Here is a 13,546-nt window from a genome sequence, read left to right on the forward strand (position 1 = left end):
GTTCGCGGCTCAGTTGTTCTTCCCCGGCGGCGGGATCGGCCGGGCACAGGCGGTGGCTCCGGCACCGGAGTCCGGGCACTGCGGCAGACTGTCGTGGCTCATCAGCGCATCCTGCCGGGACAGCGCCGGTCCCGCCGACAGCGCCTCCACGATCGGTTTCGGCGCCGGCTTCGCGAGCTTCGGCAGGCCCAGTACCTTGGCGGTGTCGGTATCCGGGATGCCGTATCGAATCCCGTTGTCGCTGACGAAGAACAGAGGGCCATTGCTCACGGCACCGGGTTCGGCGCCGACCGACCGCACGAATTCACCGGTCCCCGGGCGCAGATAGACACCGTCGATCCGGTCACCGTTACCGTCCGCGGTCGCCGGTACGACCGGCTCCGCATCCGAGGGCAGCGGGAGCGCGCGGCCGGCGAGCACACTCACCGTCGCGCGGGCGTCGTCGCGGGCGCGAGTCCACGACAGGCAGACCACCGGATCGACATCGGGGGTCAGGACGGCCGGGACCTGTTGCGGGAAATCGTCGATCGGCAACCGGTGCAGCACCGGCATACCGGCGATGCGATCCGGCGGCACGGTCGTGATCTCGTTCATCCCTTGCGAATTGGCGTCTCGGATGAGCCCGGCGGCGAACGGTGTCACCCGCTGCACACCGTCGGCGAGTACGACATACAGCTCGTCGGCATCCACCCCGTGTACGCGGATCACACCGCCGACGGGGATATCGGCCAGCCTGCCGGGACCGGGGGCGCCGTGCCGGTCTATCTCCGGAACCGTCAGCGGCGGTACGGGTTCGATGGCGTCGAGCAATGCGCCACCGATCGGGCGCGGCCGCTGATCGCGGGGTCCGAGCGAGCGGGCGAGCACCGCATCGCCCGGGTCGATCTCGGCGCGTTTGCCGTCGTAGATCAGGAAGGTCTTGCCGCCGTGGGTGGCCAGCAGCGCTTGATCCGCGCGCACCGGCACGGCATGGGCGCCGCCGGCCGGATTGTCCAGCGCACCCGCGATCACTGTCGTGAGCGGACCCTGGATCGCGGCCGGTCCCGCCGAGGGCGGGGTGAGGTTGTCGCACATCGTCCACGTGGAACGCTGGGTATCGCTCGATCCGGGCAGCGCGCCGGGCGCACCCGCAATCCCCAGCAGCGGACCGCGCGGCTGGGTCAGTTTGCTGTCCTTGACCGACGTCGGCGATGCGGCGTCGCCGGTGATCAGGCGGGCGGAGGCGAGGTTCAGGACCGGATGCAAGGTGCCGTCCCCGAGGACGTACAGGGCGCCGGAATCCTTGCCCATCACGATCTTCGAGTCACCGACCGCGCCCTGTGGATGCAGGAACGCCAGGATGGCGGCACCCGCCACGCCGAGCAGTCCCAGGACGGCGCCGACGATCAGGGAGCGGAACTGGGTCCGCATGGGGTCGTGCAGCATCCGGATGTCGCGCCGCACCAGCGCGTGTTCGTAACGCTTGAGCAGGAACCGGTAGCCGTTGACTTGGGCACGGGTGGTCAACTGCGCCGGCACAACCGCCTCCGAATTCCGATTACCCTGTCCGACCGCGCCGACCATATATGGCCACGCTTTCGACAGACTAGCGAAGTCCGGCGAGTTCGGTCCATTATGTGCGCATGAACTCCACCGCGCGCGGAGCTGAAGTCCCAGTGCCCGACAATGCCGGATCCAGCGCTTCCGAAACTCCGCGGAACGCACCGGAATTACGCTCCACGGAATACTGGCTCTTTCACCTCTTCCCTCTCCGTTCGGTGCTTCCAGTGCTGGTCACAGCGGCTGTGAGCGCGTTCGCGGCAAGGGTTTTCACGTCACTGTGGTGGGTCCCGGTGGCGGTTGCGACGGTGCTGACAATCGTGGCGCTGACTCCGATTCGCGGCACTTCTCTCGCACAATCCCTGGCGCGCGGAATGACATTTCGCTGGCAATTGTTTCGTCATCGTTCTTCCGCCGTTCAACATTCGCCGTTCAATGTTCCACTGGCCGAAGGCGGAAGTTACGGAATGCGGTGGGACGGTGATCGGCTGATCACCATGTTGCGTATCGACGCGCAGCCGCGGACGGTGACCCGGCTGAGCCCCAGCGGACTGCTCGGCGACGATATGCTCCCGCTCGCGGAGATCGCGCGGTGTCTCGACCAGTTCGATATCCGGCTGGCCGCCATCGATGTCATCAGCACCGGCTCGCGCAGCGCCGGAACCGGTGCGGTCGCCCGAGCCTACGAGAGCATCCTGGGACCGCTGCCCGCCGTAGCGCACCGCACGGTCTGGGTGGTGTTGCGTCTGGATCCGCTGGCCAACGCCGCGGCGGTGGATCGGCGCGGCGGCGGTGCGGAGGGCACCCTGCGCTCGGCCGTCGTGGCGACCCGGCGGGTAGCGAATCGGCTTGCCGCACGCGGACTTTCGGCCGTCGCACTCTCGGCGACGGAGATGAATCAGGCGGTCGCCCAGCTCACCCTGGGCGCCGCGCCGGAGGAGTTCGCGGAAACGACGGACAGCCTGACACACAACGGCTTTCACCACACCACCTACCGGATGACGCCGGAGGCACTGGGATCGCGCGGCGTGGCCGAGGTGTGGTCGACGCCGACGGTGACCTCCACGATCACCGTCCGGCTGCAGCGGGTGCCGGATGCCGGTACCGCTGCCGCCGGCGCGATCGCGGTGACCGCCACCGCCCGTTTCGCGACCCGCGACACCCCGTGCCGGGTCCGCTCGGCGGGTTTGATTCCGCTGCCCGGAAAGCAGCGACGCGCACTGCTCTTCAGCCTCCCGCTGGGTACCGGGGTGGCCGCGCTGCCGCTGGACAGCTACCTCGGGCCGCGGGACGCACTCGCTCAGGTGCCGATGCCGATCGCCGGCTGCGGGCAGCTGATCGGCGCCGACAGCTCCGGGCAGGGCGTGGCGCTGCCGCTGGTGAGCCGCCATGTACGGCGCGTCGAGGTCATCGGTTCCCCGCTGGTCGCCAAACAGGTCATCCTGCGCGCCATCGCCCTCGGCGCGAGCGTCGTGGTGCATACGAATCGGCACGACGCGTGGCGGCCGATGGTCGGGTACGTCGATATGCCGCAGGCACTGACCCTGGCCACCTGGTCGGCCGGTTCGCAACAGGCCAGTTCGTATCGGTTCGCGACCTTGGTGGTCTTCGACGGGATCGTCCCGAGTGGGCACCACTCCGACGCCACCGTGATGGTGCTGCGCCAGCACGGGCCGGTGGCCGACGGATTCGAACCCGACATCACCCTGATCGAGGATCAGGGGACCGCCAACCTGGTCACCGTGCGCACCGAGTCCGGGGAGACCAGCGTGTACATGGTGGCCACACCGGAGGAACTGCGCTACGTGGGCGCGCACCCGGCCGTTCCGGCGTGAGCGACACCGGGCCGCCGCTCGAACCACCGACCCGCGCCGTACCGCACGACCGGCACGCCCCCGATCCGGATCGCTTCGCTGCCGAACCCTCGGCTACCACGGACCCCCGTCGGCGGCGTTCCGAATGCAGCGAAGGGCCCGTCCGATCTGGGACATCGGACGGGCCCCGCTGTAGTGCTCGGCTCGCGGACTAGCCGCCGAAGCCCTGCGAAACGACCTTGTCGGCCGCCGACGCGTTGTTCATCGCCTGCTGGACCGCCTTGGACAGCCGGGCGATCTTGCCCATCGTGGTGTCCGGCGCGGACTCGTCGTTGATATCGCCGAACTCCTGGTCCCACTTCTTCTTCGAGTTCTGAAACGCCTCGAGACCGGCGTTGCCCTCCCAGGACTGGGCGAGCTTGGCCGCGCAGTTCTGCAAGTTCTCGGCCTCGGAACGCAGATCCTTATGGAAGCCGTCCAGCAGGTCGGAGAGCTCCTGCAGAACTGTTCTCTCGTAAAGCATGTCAACGCCTTTCGTGTGGTGCCGGCTCGCCTCAGGCGCCCAGGTTGGTCATTCCGCCGGTCTGCGAGATGAGGGTGCGGAACTCGTTCTCGTTCTCGCCCTCCAGGCCGGTGTAGGTCTTGTTACCGTGACCGACTTCCGCGGTCAGCTCGTCCAGGATCTTGTTCAGCCGCGCGGCCTCTTCGTCCCAGTCACCGGCGGCCTTGTTGCACGCGTCGAACGCGGAGCCCTGCCAGCCGCGCTTGGCGGAGTCGACGGCCTCGGTCACGCGGGAGATGGTCGCGCGGATCTGATCGACCGAGTTACCCATATCGGTCTGCGCGGTACTGGTGGACTGTGCATCATTACTTACTCTCGCGGTTTCGGACATGGGATGCCCCTCTCTGTGTTTCGAACTGATACGGGTGGTCGGTCGTCATCGGTCATAGGTGGTCACTGACACGGGCCGAGATATCCGCCGGTGCAGGCACTGGACACATCGCGGGTTAGGGCATCCACCTTCCCCCGGGCAAGGTGCCGACCAGTGCCGTAATCGCTTGTGCGACACGGTGGTCGGATCCCGGCGTGAAGGTGGACCAGACCCGCAGGTCCGGTGCGGCACCCGGGCTGGCCGCGATCCGGCCCCGGGCGGTGTCGTACACCGCCACGGCGCCGGAGGATCTGGTGGTGATGCCGTCGGCGTGGGCGTAGGCGACGATCTCGGCGTGCGCGTGACACTGCGACATCGCCAAGCCGAATTCGATCGCCGCCCGCTCCGCCACAGCCAGGCCGTGCAGCGCCTCGGCGAACTCGGCCGGCCGCGCGGCCGCGTCCATGCGGCCGGACAACTCGTCGGCGGCGGCACTGAAACTCACGATATCCGCCGGTTCGGCGGGGCCGAGCGCGTCCAGGATCGGGCGAGCCAGGGCGGCGCCGCTCTCATCGGCCCAGATCGTATGGACCTCGATCTCGTCGCCGATCCGGACACCGACCGCGTGCCCCATCCCGCGCCGTGCGACACAGACTCGCCGGGTTCCGGATTCGGTGACGATCCGCGCCGCCAGTTCACGCTCCGGCTGGGCCAGAATCGACAGCGCCGTACCGAGATCCGGCTCGACATCGTCGTAGCTGTCCACGAGCCCGGCACCGCGCAATCCGCGCAGCGCATCCGCCCGCGCGGCGGTGAAGGCGTCGATCGAATCCTGCCGCGGACCCACCTCGAGCACCAGCGGCAGTGTCTGTACACCGAGTAGTTCCGAGACGGCCAGAACGGCGTCGTTGGTCAGGGTCGCCATAGCTCTCCGGCCTTCTCGACACCACCGAGAACCGGTGGCGCGGCGGCCAATCCGGCATCGATCTCGAATTCGGCGACCGCGGGCCCCTCCACCACACCGGCGCGAGGGGTGTGCTCTTCCTCGTTCTGCGTGGCGGCGGCCGGTCCGGCCGCGGCGGGCACCGCCTGTCCGGTCGTGACCCCGGTCCGGTCCATCGCGGCCGGCGCGGCGGTGAACTCCGCGGCAGGCGCCACCCGCACCACCGTCCGCATCCGAGTCCCGGTGAGTGCGCGGGGCGCGGAGAAGGCTGCCAGGTTCGACATCGCGGGCATACCGGGCGGCACCGGCATCGGCGCGGCCGATTCGGCGGTCGCGGCTGCCTGCTCACCGGCCAGCGCATCGGCGGTGGCCAGAACCGGCGGCCCGATCTGCCGCCACGGCACGGCCAGCGGTTCGGTGGCGGCCTCGTAGGTGCGCATCACTCGGGCCGCACCGGATTTGGCGACATCCTGATCGGCGCTGATATCGGCGGCGACGCCGACCATCGGCGCGCCCAGGGCCGCGCCCACCGCCTGGACGGCGTGCATGGCCTGATCCAGCGCCGCGATCTCGGCGACGTGCGGCATCGCCAGCCGGGCCACCTCGTAGGCCGCGGCCTGTTCACCCGCGTGGGTGGCATTGCGCCCGGCCGCGGTCGCCGCGTCCAGCAGCCAATCCCGCATCCGCGCAATGCGTTCCACGACCTCGTCACTGCGATCGGACTGCCAGTGTCCCCGGATCTCGGAGACGATCCGGTCGTAATCCACAACGGCGGCACCGAAATTCGCCGCCAGCCGGCTCCAGGCGGCGGCGGCCTCGGCCATCGGCACCGACCCCGGGCCGGTGGTCAACTCGCGCGCCAGCCGTTCGGTCGGCCTGGCCTCCCAGACCACACCGGTGAATCCGTCACCCGGCGGTTCGACCATATCGTCGCGCCCGATCAGGCCGAGGCGCCGAGGTCAGCGGCGTTGTCGGCGTCCATCTGTGTCAGCCCGTGCGCCTGCGCCCGCAGGGTGGCGGCCAGTTTGCGCAGCTCCTGCACGCCCAGACCGCCGGACGAGTCGAACGAGGCGCCGACTTCGGTGAGGGTCGCGGCCGAGCGGCGCGACACCTCGTCGACACCGGGGGCGGCGACCGCCAGCGCCGGAGTGTCGGCGCGCAGGCCCGCCTCCAGACGGTCGGCGAGCGCATCGAGATCGGCGGCGGTGCGTGCCGCGACAACGGGATCGAATTCCATCGCGAACTCCTAGAGAGTGAGGGCCTTGTCCGGCGGTTCGGTGTCCGGTGTGGTGGTGACCGCGTCGGCGGCGCCGACCACGGGTAGCGAGACTCCGGCGATATCGCCCACGACATCGTTTCCGTGTGCGGCGTTGACGAGCCGGCCGCCCACCGCGTCGGTCGCACTGCTGGAATCGGAAGCGGCGCGAGCCATTCCGGCCGCACCCGCACCCGGTGTCATCGGCATCATGCCCGGGCTGCCCGCACCGGAGGAGGCGACCGCGGTCTCGGCGCTCGCCGTGGCGGCCGCCTCGGTCATGATCGACGGGGTACGCGCGGCCTGTAGCGGCGACGACATCTCGGGCGCCCCGGCCGCCGGCGCACCGCCGACCCCGCCGGAAGCGCCACCGGCGGGAGCGGACGCGGGAGCAGCGCCCGCCGGAGCCGAGGTGGCGATCGGCTTCGCGGTGTGGCCGGTGAGCGAGGCCGCGGCCTGCGCACCGATCCCGCCCACACCCGACAGCGACTGCACCATCTGCAACGCCTGCGAAATGTATTGCACGGCACTGCCACCGGATCCGGCGCCGTTCGACGCCGTGGTCGCGAGCGACAGGCTCGATGGCGCATCGCCGCTGAGCGCCGGCGTCGCGCGGGCGACCGGGGCCGGCGAACTGTGCGGCACCGCCATCTTGCTCGCCGGAAGCTTCGAAACACCGTGCGGCACATCGGTGATCTTCACCTTGTGCCCGGTGTGGGCCATCTTCGCGCTGTGCGCACCCAGCTCGACCCGCGTCCTGGTGACCACACCGAGGGCCTCCGCCAGCGTCTGCGCCGACATCGCGAGCACGAACACCTGCCCCGGCGGCGTCACGATGAACGGCGCCGCCGCCGCGAGGGTGGTCAGATATTTGGAGGTGATACCCGTCATCAACGCATTGCCGGTGAAGACACTGCCCGCCGCGGCCGCGGTGCCCACCGACATCTGCGCGCCCTGACCGGTGACCGCGGCGCCGTCGGCGGCGGCCTGGGCGGATTTACTCGCCGCCGACAACGCGCCCGCCCCCTGCCACAGCGTCATCGCCATCTGCATCGCCGTGGAACCCAGCTGAACCACGGTCTGCAGCACCGCCGATACCTGGGAGAGCACCTGCGTAGGGTCCTGTCCCGGACCCGCGCCGAGGTTGCCGGTGCCGAAACTGCTGGCCAGATCCGTAATCGGCTTGGTCAGCGCGTGCAGATCGAGGACCGGGAGCGGCGGCAACTGCGGCAGCGGCGGCGCCGGCGGCAACTGCGGCAGGCCCGGCAGTCCCATCTCCCGCAGGACATCGGCGACCGGACGGTCCACGATCGATCCCATCGCGCTCTGCCGCAGCAGATCGACGATCGACCGGTCCAGGCCCGGATCCATCACGCGCGACCGATTCCGCCGAGCACGTCGGCATTGTCCTCGTCGGCCGCCGAGTAGGTGGCGGCACTCTGATGCGCGGTCACCGCGGTCCCGGCGTGCACTGTCGCCAGCTCCACCACCGAACCGAGGTGATTCGCTTGCGCCACCGCGTATGTGGCGAGGAAGTCCTGGCCGATCAGACCGAAGATCGGGATGGCCGCGGCGATGGTGACCGCCTGATTCACCCTCCCGGCGGACAGCGTTTCGGTGGCCATCGTGGCCGCCGTGTCGCCGTATCGACGGATAGCCTCCGGTACCGCTACCAACTCATCCATCTGAAAGCCCCTGCCCGGTAAGCCGATTCGCGTGGCGAATCCAGCGGATCGAACATCTACCCGAGACATTGCAACAGGCCGCGGAATGCATTGGCACGCGTGCAGCTTAAGAACGCGTTACACGTCGGTGAATCTCGCGGTGTGCGGCATCGACCGAGTTACGCGTCATCCGCCTCGGGGGGTGTGGGGATTCGTGGTGCGGCGGCTCCTGTGATTCCGGCCGCGGGCCGGCACCGTTGTCCTCGTTGAACGCGGTGATCAGGGCACCGCGTCGCGCGAACGCCCGGGCGGCGGCGCGCTGCGCGGTGGACACTACCACCTGCTCGAATTCCGCTGGGGTCAACCGATTCACCAGTGGCGAGAAGACGAGATCGAGCAAGGCGCCGTTACCGTCGACCTCCACCGTGACCGCGCCGTCCGGCGAACTCTCGCGAGCACGCACCTCTGCCATGCGGTCGCCCAGATCGCGCATGCGCTCCAGTTGCCGCTCGGTGCGGGCGACCAGCTCGTCCATCACCGAAACACCGGTCGGATCGGGCACATCCACTCTCTGCTCCCCCGCGGGTCCACTGTGGTCTTCGCTGTGGCGAGTCACCACTACACCGACCTCAGCCAGCTCTGTGGCTCCGTGTCGTACTCCTGCTCGTCGATCAGTTCCTGTCGCTCGACCTGTTCCGCGGTGGGCAGTCCGGTCAGGGCGAGCAGATCGCCGCTCACCCCGGCCGCGGCCAGTTGCCGCCGTCGGGCCAGGCCGGCGCGGTCGGCCGCACGCGAGCACAGGCGCAGCAGTTCGGCGGCCAGTTCGGCCGGATCACGGCGCAATTCGGCCGGCTCGATCGAAATCCGCAGCGGCAGACCTTGTTCGGTGGTCTCGACCGCTATCGATCCGGATCTTGTCGTCGCGGTGGACATCGTGCTCCTCGGTAGTCGGTCGGATGCGGGTCAGACCCGCTCGTCCTTGATCGCGCGGACGACGGTGATGATCTCGGCATTGATCGCGGCGATCAGGCCCTGCCGGTCGACGCCGACGGCCGCGCGCGGCGGTCCCGGCTGGATCACATAGCGTCCGCCGGAAGGAATATCGCGCCAGCTCAACCGGCGGATAGTGCGCCCGCGCGGGCCGAAACGCGAAAAGCCCTGGGCGATTTCGATGGTTCCGGAGCGCTCCGGAACGATATCGAGGAAGCGCTGCCCGGCGGCGAACTCGGGTTCGTCGTAGCTGTCCCAGAGCTGCGGGGCGCCGCCGGCGGTCGCCGCCGACACGTAGTGTGCCTCCAGCGCACCCGTCTTCGACTCCGGATCCGGGGGCAACACGATATGGCCCGAGCCGCCGGTGTCGACCGGCGGCAGCGCTTCCGCGATCGCATCGGCCAGCCGCAACGGATCGCACTGCGCCATCGTGAATCCCCCCGCGTGCAACAGGGTCCGGCCGGGCAGCTGGGTCAGCAGATAGCCGCGGTCCTCCCGTCGCGCGGCCAGCATCCGGACCACGCCCGCACCCCGATGGGGATCGTGACCGTCGAATCCCCACACCGGGACGGCGATATCGGGCTGGGTGCAATCGCGCACCGCGGCGAACAGGGTCCGGTCGGGCCGCGCGAGCATCCGATCCCGCAACCGCGCGCATTCCCGTTGGAAGTCGTCCTCCAGCGGGATGTCGGTGGTGTAGACGAACGGGCGCGGCGGGCCCTCGTCGGCGAGATGCCGCCACATGACGACGAATTCGAGGTCGGTGAAGCTCCAGCTGCGGGTCATTTCTCGACGACCGGCTTCACGACCACCGGCGCGTCGCCGAGCGCGTCCTCGAGGTGTTCGACCGAATCCAGATAGGCGGGCCGCTTGTGCTCCTTGCCCTGCTGGTTCTGCGCACCCGTACCCGCGGCACCCGGCGATCCGGGACTGCCCGCCATCGGCGCGGCGCCGGCCCGGCCGGTCGCGGAGTCGACGGCATGAGCACTGGGCGCGGTACCGAGCGTGCTCGCTCGCGGGAACAACGTGGAAGCCTGCGCGAGATCGCGACTGAGCCGCGGCATTCCGGGCACCCCGGCCCCGCCGCCACCCGGCAGACCGCCGCCACCGCCGCCCGCACCACCACCGGCACCGCCCGGAGCCGACAGTGGATCCAGCGCGTCACCCACACCCGGAATATCGCCCACTCCGGCCTTGGTCAACGCATCCTGCGCCTGCTGCTGGGTCAAGGTCTGCGACACCTGCTGGAATGCCTGCATCAACTGCTGCACACCCTGCTGCGCGGCCGCCATCAGCTGTTGCACAGCCGAGGAGATCTGCTGCTGCTCCTGCTGTTGTTGCGCCGCGACCTGCTGCTTCTGCTGCTCCTTCTGGTACTGCTCCTGCTGCTTCTGCTGCTCCTGCTGGTGTTTCTGCTGTTGTTGCTGTTGCTCCTTCTGCTGCTTCTCGTATTCGGCGGCCTGCTTCTGCTGCTGGGCCAGCGCCTCCTTCTGCTGCCGCACCGCCTTCTCCTGCGCGGCCTTCTGTTCGGCGGACGGTGACGTCGATCCCGTCGGGGCCGAGCTACCGGGCGGAGCCGGACTGCCCGGCGGGGTCCGGCTACCCGGCGGATTCTGGCTACCCGGCGGATTCTGGCTACCGGGCGGGTGCTGGTCACCGGGCGGGTGCTGGCCCGTGGGGTTGAACGGATTCGCCGGGAGCTGACCGAATGCCGATGCGGCCGCGGGGATCACCGGCACGTGCGTCGCGGATTGATTCATTCCGTACACGTAGGTCTTGCGGAACATTTCGCGCGTGCTCTGGATCCAGTCCTGCTGGGTCTTGGCATCGGCATCATTGTTCGGCGGCATGGCATATTGCGTTCTGTTCAGCCAGCCCGAGCTGTAGAGCAGCAGATCGCCGGTGCCTTTGATCGCATTGGACAGGCCCGGGATGCTCTTGCCGTAGGCCTGCACCGCCGCCACCGCACTTTCCTTGCCCGGCCCACTCCACTTGTCGACGGTCACCGCATCGATCTTGTTCAGCAGATCCGAGTAGACCTTGTTCACCTCGGTCGCCATCCACCACCAGGTACCCGCGTGGTCGGCGAGGTTCTCGGCCACCTTGTTGACCCGGATGTAGTTGCCGACCTGGAACAGGTCGAACCAGCTCATATAGTCGGGCGCCTCGGGGCTGATGGTCGTCGGCTGGAACGACTGCAGTCCGGCCTTGTTGACCATCGCGTCGACCGGGTGCTTCATATCGTCGGTGGTGGCCGGCATCTTCGGCGAGCTTCCGATGGGGTCCAAGCCGTCGGCGTCCCACATGAAATCCGGTTTGCCGCTGACATTGTCCAGCAGTTCGGAGTTGAAGCCGTCCACCTTGCCGTAGGCCTTACCGGCCTGGATGAAGGTATCGATCATCTGGCCGAGTATGGTCTTGTGATCCTCGAAGATCGTCTTCAGATCGGTGGCCTCGGAACCGAACTTCGTTCCCAGCGCGGTCCCCGACGCGAGATTCGACACCGGCTTACCGGCGGTGAGGTCATCGGTGTAGAGCTGCAACGTCTTCAGCGCCGCGATCGTGCTCTCCGCCGCGGCGGCCACTCCCAGCGCCGCTTCCGGCTCGAACTTCAACGCGTCCTTACCGGACGTGTGGGTCTTCGTGTAGTCGCTCAGTGCCGGAAACGGATTACCTGTGGCGACAGTCGTAGTCGGATCGGGGGCCATCGGTCGCGCTCCTCGAATTCGGCAACAGTGGGACCCGCGCCGCCATCCCCTCGGCCGTGGGCCGGAACAGCAAGTCCCGCATCATCTTTCGAACATGCTGCGACGTGCGAGCAACACCGGCGGCAACGTCGGTTGAACGCGGGATGAAACACCGGCGGCGACTGTCACCCCGCCCGCAGTGCGCCGCGCCGTTCCCGGAAGCGCTGTTCGAACCCGCCGGCGTACACCGACGGCGCGACCGACGACGAGGACTGTTCCAGCACGCCGTCATCGGCGACGTAGAAGATCGCGCGACCGACCGCGACCTCGTCCGGTTCGGCGGGCACGTACACCATCCAGCCCACCGAGACCCGATCCGCGCGCAATCGCTCCAGCGGATATCCGTCCGTGTCGATGTCGTGCTCGGCGATATGACGGCGCACCCGTTCGAGGGCATCGCTCTCGGGCAGTGGCGCGGGACCGGTGAACGTGGCGCCGGCCATGCTGATCTGGTTGAAGGCACCGTCGATGTCGAAAATGCCGTCGTCACCGAAGACGCTGACCAGGGTTTCGCGCGTGACCACATTCGCCTCCGCGGCCGCCACCAGCGTGTCCACCGCGGCGCGCAGATCGTCGCCGGTGTCGCCGTCGACCAGACCACAGATCACCTGTGCCACCGTCGCCGAGGTCCACACCCCGGGCAGGGCATCGCTGAGCTCATCGGCCGGCGGTGATTCGGCGCGGTACCACCGGCCGTCCTCCCACCAGTAGCAGAACGACAGCAAGCCGTCACCGAAGCGCGGATTCAGCACCGAGTTCGACACCCATTCCGGCGCACCGGCATACAGCCGCGGCAGCGGTGCGTCACCGTTGTAGGCGGCATCGAGCGCCGGCGCCTCCCACACTCCGCCGGAGAGTACGGCGCGGCCGCCCGGCAGCAGATACAGCGTGCTCCCTCCGCGCCGGGAACCCTCGAACCAGCCCAGCGACGGCAGTACCCGGGGGCCCCAGCGCGAACCGGCCGCGACGAAGGCGGCCGCCATCACCGCCCATCGGCTCCACAGCGTGGGCAGATCGGGAAAGTCGTCGTCCGACACGTCGGGCACGACGCCGGCGGCCCGATCGGCCCGCAGTTGCCGGGCCGCCTCGGCGGGCGGACGGGACTGGCGGTCGCCGTGTCCGACGTAGGCTCCCAGCCAGACAGGCACCCGCTCGCGCGGATATGCCTGCAGATCGGCCAGATACGCCTCCGGCGGCAACAGCTGATCATCGGGGAAGGGTTCGTCACCGTAGTCGTAGTCGACCTGGAGATGGCCTTCCCGGTCGAGCTGAACGAGCAGGCGCCACCAGGGCCCACCCTCGAGCGCCCCCGCGAGATCGCGATGTTCGCGCACCAGATTCAGTACCGACTCGGAGGGTTCGGTGCGCAGTACGCGTTCTTGATCGTCGGTGTACACCACCTCGCCGCCGCCGACGACGACGGTGACGGCGAATACCGCGGTCAGCTGGTGCCACCCCTCGGGCGCGGACGCGGCCAGTTCGCGGGCGATGGAATGGGCCAGCTCCCGGGCCCGCGCCTCCGGATCCACCACGGCCGCGCCGGGCACGGGGATCCCGTCACCGAGGGTGAACCCGACATCCGGCTCCTCGCCTGCGGGGACGGGCGGGTCGGCATCCGGTCCGGGCGCGCCGGGGGTGTCCACATCACTGTCCGGACTCGGGGTGGGGTTGCGATCGTCAGGAGTGGTCACGTCGCGGGGTTCTCCTCGTTCACGTCCACAC

14 protein-coding genes are annotated in these 13,546 nt (G+C 69.0%); 1 reads left to right on the top strand and 13 read right to left on the bottom strand.

Translation table 11 applies throughout. From position 1 onward, the window contains the following. Window positions 1-9 precede the first annotated feature (9 nt). Window positions 10-1,518: a type VII secretion protein EccB gene (eccB, locus tag LKD76_RS27415; RefSeq protein ID WP_227984290.1), complete on the bottom strand. Its 1,509-nt coding sequence runs from the start codon at window positions 1,516-1,518 to the stop codon at window positions 10-12. Between the two features lie 104 nt (window positions 1,519-1,622). Here eccB and eccE point away from each other — a divergent pair, with 104 nt between their 5' ends. Further along, window positions 1,623-3,374, top strand: coding sequence for a type VII secretion protein EccE (gene eccE, locus LKD76_RS27420; RefSeq protein ID WP_227984291.1), 1,752 nt, complete (start codon window positions 1,623-1,625; stop codon window positions 3,372-3,374). 190 nt (window positions 3,375-3,564) lie between these two features. Here the strand turns inward: eccE and LKD76_RS27425 are convergent, their stop codons facing one another. The 12 genes from LKD76_RS27425 to LKD76_RS27480 all read right to left on the bottom strand — a co-directional run bounded on the left by LKD76_RS27425 (window position 3,565) and on the right by LKD76_RS27480 (window position 13,515). Further along, window positions 3,565-3,876 (bottom strand): WXG100 family type VII secretion target, encoded by a 312-nt coding sequence (locus LKD76_RS27425; protein ID WP_227984292.1) that lies wholly within the window; start codon window positions 3,874-3,876, stop codon window positions 3,565-3,567. A 31-nt stretch (window positions 3,877-3,907) separates the two neighbouring features. Beyond that, a complete protein-coding gene (locus LKD76_RS27430; protein WP_227984293.1) occupies window positions 3,908-4,246 on the bottom strand; it encodes a WXG100 family type VII secretion target in 339 nt (112 codons plus the stop codon). Window positions 4,247-4,361: 115 nt separating this feature from the next. Then, the gene (locus LKD76_RS27435; protein ID WP_227984294.1) at window positions 4,362-5,150 is read right to left on the bottom strand and encodes an ESX secretion-associated protein EspG; all 789 of its coding nucleotides are present in this window, start codon (window positions 5,148-5,150) and stop codon (window positions 4,362-4,364) included. Beyond that, on the bottom strand, window positions 5,138-6,094 hold the full coding sequence (locus tag LKD76_RS27440; RefSeq protein ID WP_227984295.1) for a PPE domain-containing protein: 957 nt from the start codon (window positions 6,092-6,094) through the stop codon (window positions 5,138-5,140). The genes LKD76_RS27435 and LKD76_RS27440 overlap by 13 nt, the downstream gene beginning before the upstream one ends. Window positions 6,095-6,108: 14 nt before the next feature. Continuing rightward, on the bottom strand, window positions 6,109-6,405 hold the full coding sequence (locus LKD76_RS27445; protein ID WP_227984296.1) for a PE family protein: 297 nt from the start codon (window positions 6,403-6,405) through the stop codon (window positions 6,109-6,111). Window positions 6,406-6,414: 9 nt separating this feature from the next. Continuing rightward, window positions 6,415-7,797: a hypothetical protein gene (locus tag LKD76_RS27450; RefSeq protein WP_227984297.1), complete on the bottom strand. Its 1,383-nt coding sequence runs from the start codon at window positions 7,795-7,797 to the stop codon at window positions 6,415-6,417. After that, window positions 7,794-8,108: a type VII secretion target gene (locus tag LKD76_RS27455; RefSeq protein WP_227984298.1), complete on the bottom strand. Its 315-nt coding sequence runs from the start codon at window positions 8,106-8,108 to the stop codon at window positions 7,794-7,796. The genes LKD76_RS27450 and LKD76_RS27455 overlap by 4 nt, the downstream gene beginning before the upstream one ends. Before the next feature lie 106 nt (window positions 8,109-8,214). Continuing rightward, entirely contained in the window at window positions 8,215-8,655 is a 441-nt protein-coding gene (locus LKD76_RS32235; protein ID WP_308188594.1) for a YbaB/EbfC family nucleoid-associated protein, read from the bottom strand. A 50-nt stretch (window positions 8,656-8,705) separates the two neighbouring features. Continuing rightward, a complete protein-coding gene (locus LKD76_RS27465; RefSeq protein ID WP_227984299.1) occupies window positions 8,706-9,020 on the bottom strand; it encodes a hypothetical protein in 315 nt (104 codons plus the stop codon). Between the two features lie 30 nt (window positions 9,021-9,050). Continuing rightward, entirely contained in the window at window positions 9,051-9,863 is an 813-nt protein-coding gene (locus tag LKD76_RS27470) for an ESX secretion-associated protein EspG (RefSeq protein WP_227984300.1), read from the bottom strand. Next, complete coding sequence (locus tag LKD76_RS27475) at window positions 9,860-11,785, bottom strand: hypothetical protein (protein WP_227984301.1); 1,926 nt, start codon at window positions 11,783-11,785, stop codon at window positions 9,860-9,862. Before LKD76_RS27475 ends, LKD76_RS27470 begins: the two co-directional genes overlap by 4 nt. Window positions 11,786-11,949: 164 nt before the next feature. Beyond that, window positions 11,950-13,515, bottom strand: coding sequence for a hypothetical protein (locus LKD76_RS27480; protein WP_227984302.1), 1,566 nt, complete (start codon window positions 13,513-13,515; stop codon window positions 11,950-11,952). Between the last annotated feature and the right edge of the window lie 31 nt (window positions 13,516-13,546).

The organism is Nocardia spumae (assembly GCF_020733635.1).
In the GTDB taxonomy this organism is placed as follows: Bacteria; Actinomycetota; Actinomycetes; order Mycobacteriales; family Mycobacteriaceae; genus Nocardia; species Nocardia spumae.

Coding starts and splice junctions, on each gene's coding strand:
- LKD76_RS27465 (WP_227984299.1), bottom strand. CDS start 9,020: ATGTCCACCGCGACGACAAGATCCGGATCGATAGCGGTCGAGACCACC.
- LKD76_RS27455 (WP_227984298.1), bottom strand. CDS start 8,108: ATGGATGAGTTGGTAGCGGTACCGGAGGCTATCCGTCGATACGGCGAC.
- LKD76_RS27425 (WP_227984292.1), bottom strand. CDS start 3,876: ATGCTTTACGAGAGAACAGTTCTGCAGGAGCTCTCCGACCTGCTGGAC.
- LKD76_RS27475 (WP_227984301.1), bottom strand. CDS start 11,785: ATGGCCCCCGATCCGACTACGACTGTCGCCACAGGTAATCCGTTTCCG.
- LKD76_RS27445 (WP_227984296.1), bottom strand. CDS start 6,405: ATGGAATTCGATCCCGTTGTCGCGGCACGCACCGCCGCCGATCTCGAT.
- LKD76_RS27435 (WP_227984294.1), bottom strand. CDS start 5,150: ATGGCGACCCTGACCAACGACGCCGTTCTGGCCGTCTCGGAACTACTC.
- LKD76_RS27430 (WP_227984293.1), bottom strand. CDS start 4,246: ATGTCCGAAACCGCGAGAGTAAGTAATGATGCACAGTCCACCAGTACC.
- LKD76_RS27470 (WP_227984300.1), bottom strand. CDS start 9,863: ATGACCCGCAGCTGGAGCTTCACCGACCTCGAATTCGTCGTCATGTGG.
- eccE (WP_227984291.1), top strand. CDS start 1,623: ATGAACTCCACCGCGCGCGGAGCTGAAGTCCCAGTGCCCGACAATGCC.
- LKD76_RS27440 (WP_227984295.1), bottom strand. CDS start 6,094: ATGGTCGAACCGCCGGGTGACGGATTCACCGGTGTGGTCTGGGAGGCC.